The following is an 8,083-nucleotide window of genomic DNA, read 5'->3' on the forward strand; positions in this document are numbered from 1 at the left end:
TTTTGTCTATACCTATTTTTAGTAATTTTTTAGTTATTTTAGTTTTTGTATATTCTATTAGCGTCTAAGTATTGATTTTTAAATGAAAAGAGAGACTCGAGTTAACGAGTCTCCCCAATATTTGACATAGAGCCTTTTTTCTTAATCAAATTATTTTTCCTCATCAAAAATTTTATATTTTGATAAAATTTCCATAAACTGCTTGCCAGTTATGGTTTCTTCTTCAAGCAAGAACTCTGCCAGTTCTTTCATGGCATCTCTGTTGTCTGCAATTAATTTTCTTGCATTTTCTTGGGCGCTCTTGACGATTTTAACCATTAAGTCGTCAATTTCTTTTCGCGTTTCTTCAGAGCAGTTCATGTTTCCATTGTCGCCCATGTATCTTGAGCCAGAGTCTTGGAACTTAACCATGCCAAACTCGTCAGCCATGCCATATTGAGTTATCATTGCCCTGGCAGTTTCTGTCGCCTTTTCAATGTCGTTGGCAGCGCCAGTTGAGACTTCGTTAAAGATAACTTCTTCTGCTGCACGACCACCACAAAGTGTCGTGATGTGGTTTATAAGATCTTCTCTTGTGTAAAGATTTTTTTCATCCTTTGGTACCTGCATAGTGTAGCCAAGGGCTCCTGAAGTCCTTGGTATAATTGTAATTTTTTCCACAGGTTCAGAGCCAGTTTGAAGGGCAGCAACAAGGGCGTGACCAATTTCATGGTAGGATACCCTCTTCTTTTCTTCTGGAGATAAGATGTCTTGCTTTCTTTGTGCGCCTGCAATTACAACTTCTATGGACTCTTGAATGTCCTCTTGACGAACCTTGTCGTGACCCATTCTAACTGCACGAAGGGCGCCTTCGTTTAAAATATTTGCAAGTTGGGCACCAGATGCACCGGCAGTTGACCTTGCAATAAGTGAATAGTCAATGTCATCTTCCATTTGATATCTCTTGGCGTGAACCTTTAATATTTCAATTCTGTCCTTTAGTGTTGGAAGTTCAACTCTGATTTGTCTATCAAATCTTCCTGGTCTTAGTAGGGCTGGGTCTAAAATTTCTGGTCTATTTGTTGCTGCAAGCATTACTATGCCAATGTTGCCGTCAAAACCATCCATCTCAGTCAAAAGTTGGTTTAGAGTTTGCTCTCTCTCGTCGTTGCCAGAAATTCCTGCTGAGTCTCTCTTCTTTCCAATTGTGTCGATTTCGTCGATAAAAATAATGCAAGGAGCATTTTTCTTCGCTTCTTCAAAAAGTTCTCTCACTCTTGCAGCTCCACGACCAACGAACATTTCCACAAATTCAGAACCTGCTATGGAGAAGAAAGGCACATGGCTTTCGCCAGCAACTGCCCTGGCAAGTAGGGTCTTACCAGTTCCCGGAGGTCCAACAAGTAGGGCTCCCTTTGGACACTTTGCCCCAATCTTTGTGTACTTCCCAGGATTTTTTAGGTAGTCAACAATTTCAACGAGAGATTCCTCTGCCTCCTCTTGACCTGCCACATCGTCAAAGTTTACAGTTTCGCCATTGGGTTCGTACTTTTCAATTTTCTTTCCGCCGCCAAAAATTCCTCCAGGACCACCAGTCATGCCTGCCATTTTCTTGGCAAAGGCTCTTTGTAAAAAGAAAAATAACAAAATTGGAATTCCCCAAGTCATTATAAAGGACATAAATAAACTTGGCTTTTCAGGAATTTCTGAAGAGTATTTTACATCTTTTTCTTCCAAATCTTTAACAAGGTCTGGGTCTTCCATCTTTCCAGTCTTGTAAATTTTCTTTTCATCCTTTAGGGTGTAAAGAATTTGGTCCTGTCTAAAGTTTACTTCCTCAATTTTTCCCTGGCTCAAATTTCTTCTAAAGTCGGAATAGGCTGCGTTCTCCATGCTGTTTTGTGAAAGCATGGGAAGAATCAACCAGTTAAGTGCAAAAACTGCCAAGATGACAACTAAATAATATCTCAGCAAATTATACTGTGGTCTCTTATTATTATTGTCTCTATCTTCCATCATTATCCTCCTAATTATATTGGGATGAATTATGTAGCCTAAAATTTTAATTAAAAAACCGGATACAAGATCCGGCTAAAATTTATTGCTATTAAAGGTCGTCTTCGATTACAGAAGATTTTGAATAAGCAGATGGCTTTGCTTCAAAAAAGTCTGTCTTAATTTGATTTGGATCGGAGTATTCGCTGACCCACTTCATAGATTCAGGCTCTTCAGTGTTTTCTTCAAATAGATTTCCGAAACCTAAATTCCTTGAACGCAAGTTGCCTAGATACATAATGTAGTCTTCGATCATTTTTTCATTTAGACCTCTAATTTCATCGCCTATGACATACTTACCCCAAGAGATTTCTTCTTCAACACCTTTTTTAAGCATTTCTTTATATCTTTTTATATTTTCATCAGTAAATATTTCTGGATTTTCCTTTTTCATTTCAAGAATAATACTTCTAAAGAGCCAAAGGTGAGTGTTCTCGTCTCTGTTGATATATCTTATTTCAGAAACTGTGCCAGGCATCTTGCCCATTCTGCCAAGATTGTAGAAGAAAGAGAAGCCTGAGTAAAAATAAATTCCTTCCAAAATATAATTTGCAATAAGAGCCTTCATGAAGTTGTCAATATTTTCGTCTTCATAAAAATCTTGGTATTGGTCGCCAATAAATTTATTTCTCTTTAAGAGAACTTCATCGTCCTTGTATTGGTAGAGAATTTCTTCTCTCTCTTCTGGTGAACAAATTGTGTCAAGAATATAAGAGTAAGATTGAGAGTGAATGGACTCTTGATAACCTTGGATTGATAGGCACAAATTTATTTCATTTGCCGTTACATAGGATTGAAGTTTTGGAATTTGTGCAGTTTGTAGTGAATCAAGATAAATTAGAAAAGACAAAATTTTGTCGTAGGCAGTCTTTTCATGGACATCTAAAAGCCTATAGTCTTTTACATCCTGTGAAAGATTAATTTCTTCCGGTATCCAAAAATTATTCATGGCTTGGCGATACCAGTCACTTGTCCAGCTATACTTAAGGTTGTTAAAATCATTTAAGTTTGTTGTGTTTCCGTTAATAACTCTTCTCTTAGATGTTTCAATGTCTCCCTTTTCGTTAAAGAGACCTCTCTTTGAAAGTTTCATAATTCCTCCTCTTATAATTTATGACGCACAGTAGTCGCAATCTTCAACTTCTAGCGACTTACTTCTAACATAATAAACTGACTTTATCTTTTCCTTAGCGGCCTTGATGTAGAGATTTAAAATTTTTCTCATTGTAAAGTCTGTAGTTATATAAAAATTAATTGATTGAGACTGGTCAATGTGCCTTTGACGAATGGCAGCAGCTTCAATTACAAAATTTTGGTCTAGCTCGTGAGCATTTTCATAAAGCCAAAAAGTTTGTGGAGTCAAATCTGGAGCAACTCTAGGTAGGATTGAGCCCTTCTTTTCTTCCAAGAAGTACCTATTCATAACTGGGTCAACGCCAGCAGTAGTTGCAGATATAATTGAAGTTGAACCTGTTGGAGCTATTGCCATTATATAACCATTTCTAAGCCCATAATTTTTTACATCTTCCCTAAGTTTATTCCACTTGTCGTCCTTGTAGTCCCTAAGGTCAAAATACTCGCCACTTTGCCAATCAGAGCCTTCAAAGAAGTCGTAGGAGCCCTTTTCCTTGGCAATTTCCATAGAGGCAGTGATGGCATGATAATTTATTCTCTCATAAACATCATCTGCCCACTTCAAGTGGTCTTCTATATCAGAAAATGCCATACCAGCTTTTACAAGGGCGTGATGATAACCAGATGTGCCAAGCCCAATGGACCTGTACTTCCTATTTGTTACCTTGGCATAAGGTATTGGATAGTAATTTAAGTCGATTACATTGTCAAGGGCCCTTACTGTTGTGGCAACAATGTCCCTTAAGCCCTCATCATCTTGTAAATCAATATTGCCAAGGACAAGGGAAGCAAGGTTACATACAACAAAGTCGCCAGGTCTTGTCTTTGTGACAATAATTTCTTCACCCTCAATAGTTTCTATACTTGTGTCAAGAGTTTCTATGGCAGACATATTTTGCATGATCTCTGTGCAAAGGTTGGAAGAATAAATCATGCCCTTGTGCTTATTTGGGTTCATTTCATTGACATTGTCCCTGTAAAAGGCAAAAGGAGTCCCCGTTTCTGTAAGAGATTTTATAATAAGTCTCACTAAGTCCTTTACTGACATTTCACGACGGGATATAGATTTATCTGCAATACATTCTCTATATTTTTCTTCCCATTCCTTGCCGTAAAAGTCTTCAAGGGAGTAACCCTTCTTTTCCAAAACTTCGTGAGGGTCAAACATATACCAAGTAGCGTTGATGTCCTTTTCTGCAAGTTCAAAGAATAAATTTGGATAGCAAATGGCAGGGAAGATGTCATGTGCCTTCATTCTGTCGTCGCCATTATTGGTCCTAAGTTGTAAAAATTCTGGAATGTCCTTGTGCCAAGCATCTAAATAGCAGGCAATAGAGCCTTGGCGAACTCCTAATTGGTCAACAGCGACAGCAGTATCATTGGCAAGTTTAATCCACCTGATAACGCCGCCAGCAACACCCTTAAAGCCCCTTATGTCTGAGCCAGTTGCACGAACCTTGCCAAAGTAAAGTCCCATGCCGCCACCGTGCTTTGAGATTTGTGCAAAATTATCAATAGAGCGATAAATCCCCTTTAAAGTGTCTGGCACTGTGTCGATAAAGCAAGAAGAAAGCTGGTTGTAAGGCTTTCTCGCATTGGACATAGTTGGAGTTGCAACTGTGACCTTAAGCGTGGAATAGATGTCGTAAAATTTCTTTGCCCAGTAAATTTTATTTTTTTCAGGTATGGCAAGGTGCATGGCTATGCCCATGAACATCTCTTGGATGCTTTCCACAAACCTGCCGTCATGACTTCTTATGACATATCTCTTAATTAAAAGGTCTAAGCCAGAATAATTTAAAAGCTGATTTCTTGAATTATCAATATAATTTTCAAGCTCTAAAATTTCTTCGCGAGAATAATTTTCCAAAATATATTTTCCGTAGAGATTTTTTTCAGTTAAAAATTTAATTTTTTCGTAGAAATTATTTATATTGATGTCGCGCAAATTTTCTGCGATTTTCTTTTCCAAATCATAATTTAAAAATAGGGCAGCGATAAACTCCCATTTAGGTGAGTCCTTGTCAGTTAGTTCACTGGCAGCCTTTATGATTTCAGAAAGATAGGCATCTTGACTTTGATCCTTTTTCACAAAAGATTCAAACTTCTTGTATAAATTTTCCAGCTCGTATTTCTTTGGGTCGTAATTTTTTCTGACAAACTTTAAAATCTTGAGGACATTTTCGTCTGTAATAAAATTAGCAAACTTGTCCAAAATTTGTCTTTCTTCAGAATGTCTATTTCTGTAAAGGATGTAGGCCTTTACAACTTCGATTTCCTTTTCGTCGATTAGCTTTAGCTCAACTAGATCCTGAATTTCCTCAACAGTGGGAGGATTCTTGGGATCATAATTTTCCAAAAGCCTATCTTTGATGTCGAGAGCATAATTATTTATGACCTTGTCATCGTAAACCTTACCTACAGAATCAAAGGCCTTCTCAATGGCATTTTTTATCTTCAAATGGTCAAAAGTAACCTCTCTCTTGTCTCTTTTTAATATTTTCATGAATCCCCCATATAGTATAATTTTTTATAATATCATATTAAATACTACTATATATTATCATAAAGAATAGTTTATAAGTAGTCTAATTCTGAAATATAAAAAATTTTGTTTCCATGAAAAATTTTTCTAAACATGAGAAATATTTTCTCAACATAAGAATTATAAGAGGAAAATTACATAAAAAAATCCCAAGAGCCTGTGCCCTTGGGATAATTTTTTCTTTAAACTTATTTAATTACTGAGAATAAAATTTTTGCTGCTTTTTCTGCAGATTTTTCTGTCTTTTCAGCAACTTTTTCTTCTTTAACTTCTTTATCTTCCTTCTTGTCAGCTTCTTTTGCTTCTTCCTTGTCGGAACCTAAAGCTTCTTCCATTTCCTTTTTAACTAGGTCTTGGTATTTCTTTAAAAGTTCAGGATTTTTGTCAAGGTCAGCCTTTGCTGCAAGAATTTTATCAAGCTCTTCACCTTCATAAAGGTCCTTTAAAGTTTTTACAACTTCTTCGTCTTTAAGGTCAGACTTCATAGAAGCAATCATCTTATAATTTTCTTCTTTTTCAATTTGAAGAAGCTTGTCTGCAAGTTCTTTTTCAGTGATGTTAAAGATGTCAACTATTGGCATTCCTTCGTTTTTGTCGTATTTAACCTTGTAACCAAAAGCTTCTGAAACAAATCTTACTGGGATGTAAGTTCTGTCTTTAATAATAGTTGCAGGTGAATCAAGGGCAACTTCTTTGCCATTTACAAGAGCTTTGTTAGCACCAATTGTAAGGACAATCTTGTCACTACCCTTAGTAACTGTTACAGCCTTGTCCTTTCCATTCCAATCAACTTTAGCGCCGATTTTTTCGTAGAAAGTACGAGCTCCAAGCATAGTTCTGTCATTGATGATTTGTGGAAGAGCCTCCATATCATCAAAAGTGATGTCTTCTCCATTTACCCTAACAGTAACAAAGTTTGCATTCATTTCTGGCATTATTAACTTCATATACTCTTCTGTAGTTAATTTCTTAACTGAAGTTGGGAAGTTAATTTTTACATTTTCGTCCTTAAGAGTATCAACATTTCCCTTAACAGAAACTTTTACGAAATCAGCAAAGTTAAATGTAAGAGCAAGTTCTTGTTTGCATTTATTTTCTTCGAAAGTAGTTTTTTCAGAAAGGCTTGATCCCTTAATTGTTTCTTTGAATCCCTTGGCAGCTTCCTTTAAATCTTCTGCCTTGTATTCTTTGTTAAGTTCTTTGAAAGATTTCTTTTCTTCTTCACCTAATGGAAGACCAGCCTTGTCAACAATTTTAAGAGCACTTGTTGAAACAGCGTCCCAATTTTTCATAATGCTATCAGCATATTTGATGAATTCGTCAATAACAGCATCACTTGTAGTGTTTAGTGTGTAAGTGTTGCCTTCAACCTTGTAGTCAATTCCTTGCTTAATATCCTTAGAAGCAGTGTTCATTAAATCTAATAAATCAGTTTTAAATTCTTCAGAGCTAAAATATTTAGTAGCCTTTGGTGAAAGACCATTTTCTTCATTGGCAATTGAGATGTAGTCTTCCTTGATGTCCTTAAGTCCATCTCCAGCTAGGGCGAAGATGTCCTTTGACATAATAACTTCGTTGTCTTTTACAAAGATATCCATTTTAATTTTGTCAGGCACATCTTTGTTAAGCCCTGCAATTTCTTCGTCAGAACCAGCCTTTTTAGCAATGAGTTCTTTGAACTTTGAGAAGTCCATGTTCATAACAACATGAGCCTTGTCTCTTCCCATTTGTTCGCCAGTAAGAGTCACAGGGAAATTAATTTTTTCAGTTTCTCCACTTTCAGGATCCTTAACTTCAACATTGTATTCAAGCTTTCCTGAAACTTTTGAGCCCTTCCAGTCTGCAACCTTTTGGGCTGAGTCTAGGTAAGATGTCGTGTTTGCACTGCAAGCGCCAAGAGTAATGGCAGCTACAAGTACAAGTAAAATAGCTAAAATTTTCTTTTTCATAAATACCTCCTATTTTTTTCATTGTATTACAAATCAAAAAGCATTTCAAATTAAAAACTTATTACAAAAAACCATAGAACCTTGGAAAAATTCTTAACATTATTTGCGTGAAATTTGCTTAAAAAATTAATAAATTTTAAAATTTTGTGGTGACTTTAAAATTAAAGCTTAGCAAATTTTTTGTGTCGCCTTTGTTTTTACTAGGCATCAAATTTTTTTGTGTCGCCGTTAAATTTGCAATTCATAAAAATTTTTTAATCGAAAGCTTTTTAAAAGTAAAACAAATCTCAAAGTGTATATACTTTATATCCACACTATAGCCCCGGCAAATAAATTTGTCAAGCCTTTAATTTTATTTTCCAAATAAAAACAAAAGAAAGACTGGCATGTAAAGTTAAAAAAATTTTACAAATCATAACTA

4 protein-coding genes are annotated in these 8,083 nt (G+C 35.9%); all 4 read right to left on the minus strand.

The genetic code is table 11. The annotated features are described in order from the left end of the window. Positions 1 to 150 precede the first annotated feature (150 nt). Complete coding sequence (ftsH, locus tag HGPG_RS07085; RefSeq protein ID WP_019125368.1) at positions 151 to 1,995, minus strand: ATP-dependent zinc metalloprotease FtsH; 1,845 nt, start codon at positions 1,993 to 1,995, stop codon at positions 151 to 153. A 91-nt stretch (positions 1,996 to 2,086) separates the two neighbouring features. After that, complete coding sequence (locus HGPG_RS07090; protein ID WP_019125369.1) at positions 2,087 to 3,127, minus strand: ribonucleotide-diphosphate reductase subunit beta; 1,041 nt, start codon at positions 3,125 to 3,127, stop codon at positions 2,087 to 2,089. 18 nt (positions 3,128 to 3,145) lie between these two features. Continuing rightward, positions 3,146 to 5,674, minus strand: a complete 2,529-nt coding sequence (locus tag HGPG_RS07095) for a ribonucleoside-diphosphate reductase subunit alpha (RefSeq protein WP_019125370.1) — start codon at positions 5,672 to 5,674, stop codon at positions 3,146 to 3,148. Between the two features lie 227 nt (positions 5,675 to 5,901). Next, the gene (locus HGPG_RS07100) at positions 5,902 to 7,662 is read right to left on the minus strand and encodes a copper amine oxidase N-terminal domain-containing protein (RefSeq protein WP_019125371.1); all 1,761 of its coding nucleotides are present in this window, start codon (positions 7,660 to 7,662) and stop codon (positions 5,902 to 5,904) included. Positions 7,663 to 8,083 lie beyond the last annotated feature (421 nt).

This window comes from Peptoniphilus grossensis ph5 (genome assembly GCF_000311825.1).
In the GTDB taxonomy this organism is placed as follows: domain Bacteria; phylum Bacillota; class Clostridia; order Tissierellales; family Peptoniphilaceae; genus Peptoniphilus_A; species Peptoniphilus_A hominis.

Coding starts and splice junctions, on each gene's coding strand:
- ftsH (WP_019125368.1), bottom strand. CDS start 1,995: ATGGAAGATAGAGACAATAATAATAAGAGACCACAGTATAATTTGCTG.
- HGPG_RS07090 (WP_019125369.1), bottom strand. CDS start 3,127: ATGAAACTTTCAAAGAGAGGTCTCTTTAACGAAAAGGGAGACATTGAA.
- HGPG_RS07095 (WP_019125370.1), bottom strand. CDS start 5,674: ATGAAAATATTAAAAAGAGACAAGAGAGAGGTTACTTTTGACCATTTG.
- HGPG_RS07100 (WP_019125371.1), bottom strand. CDS start 7,662: ATGAAAAAGAAAATTTTAGCTATTTTACTTGTACTTGTAGCTGCCATT.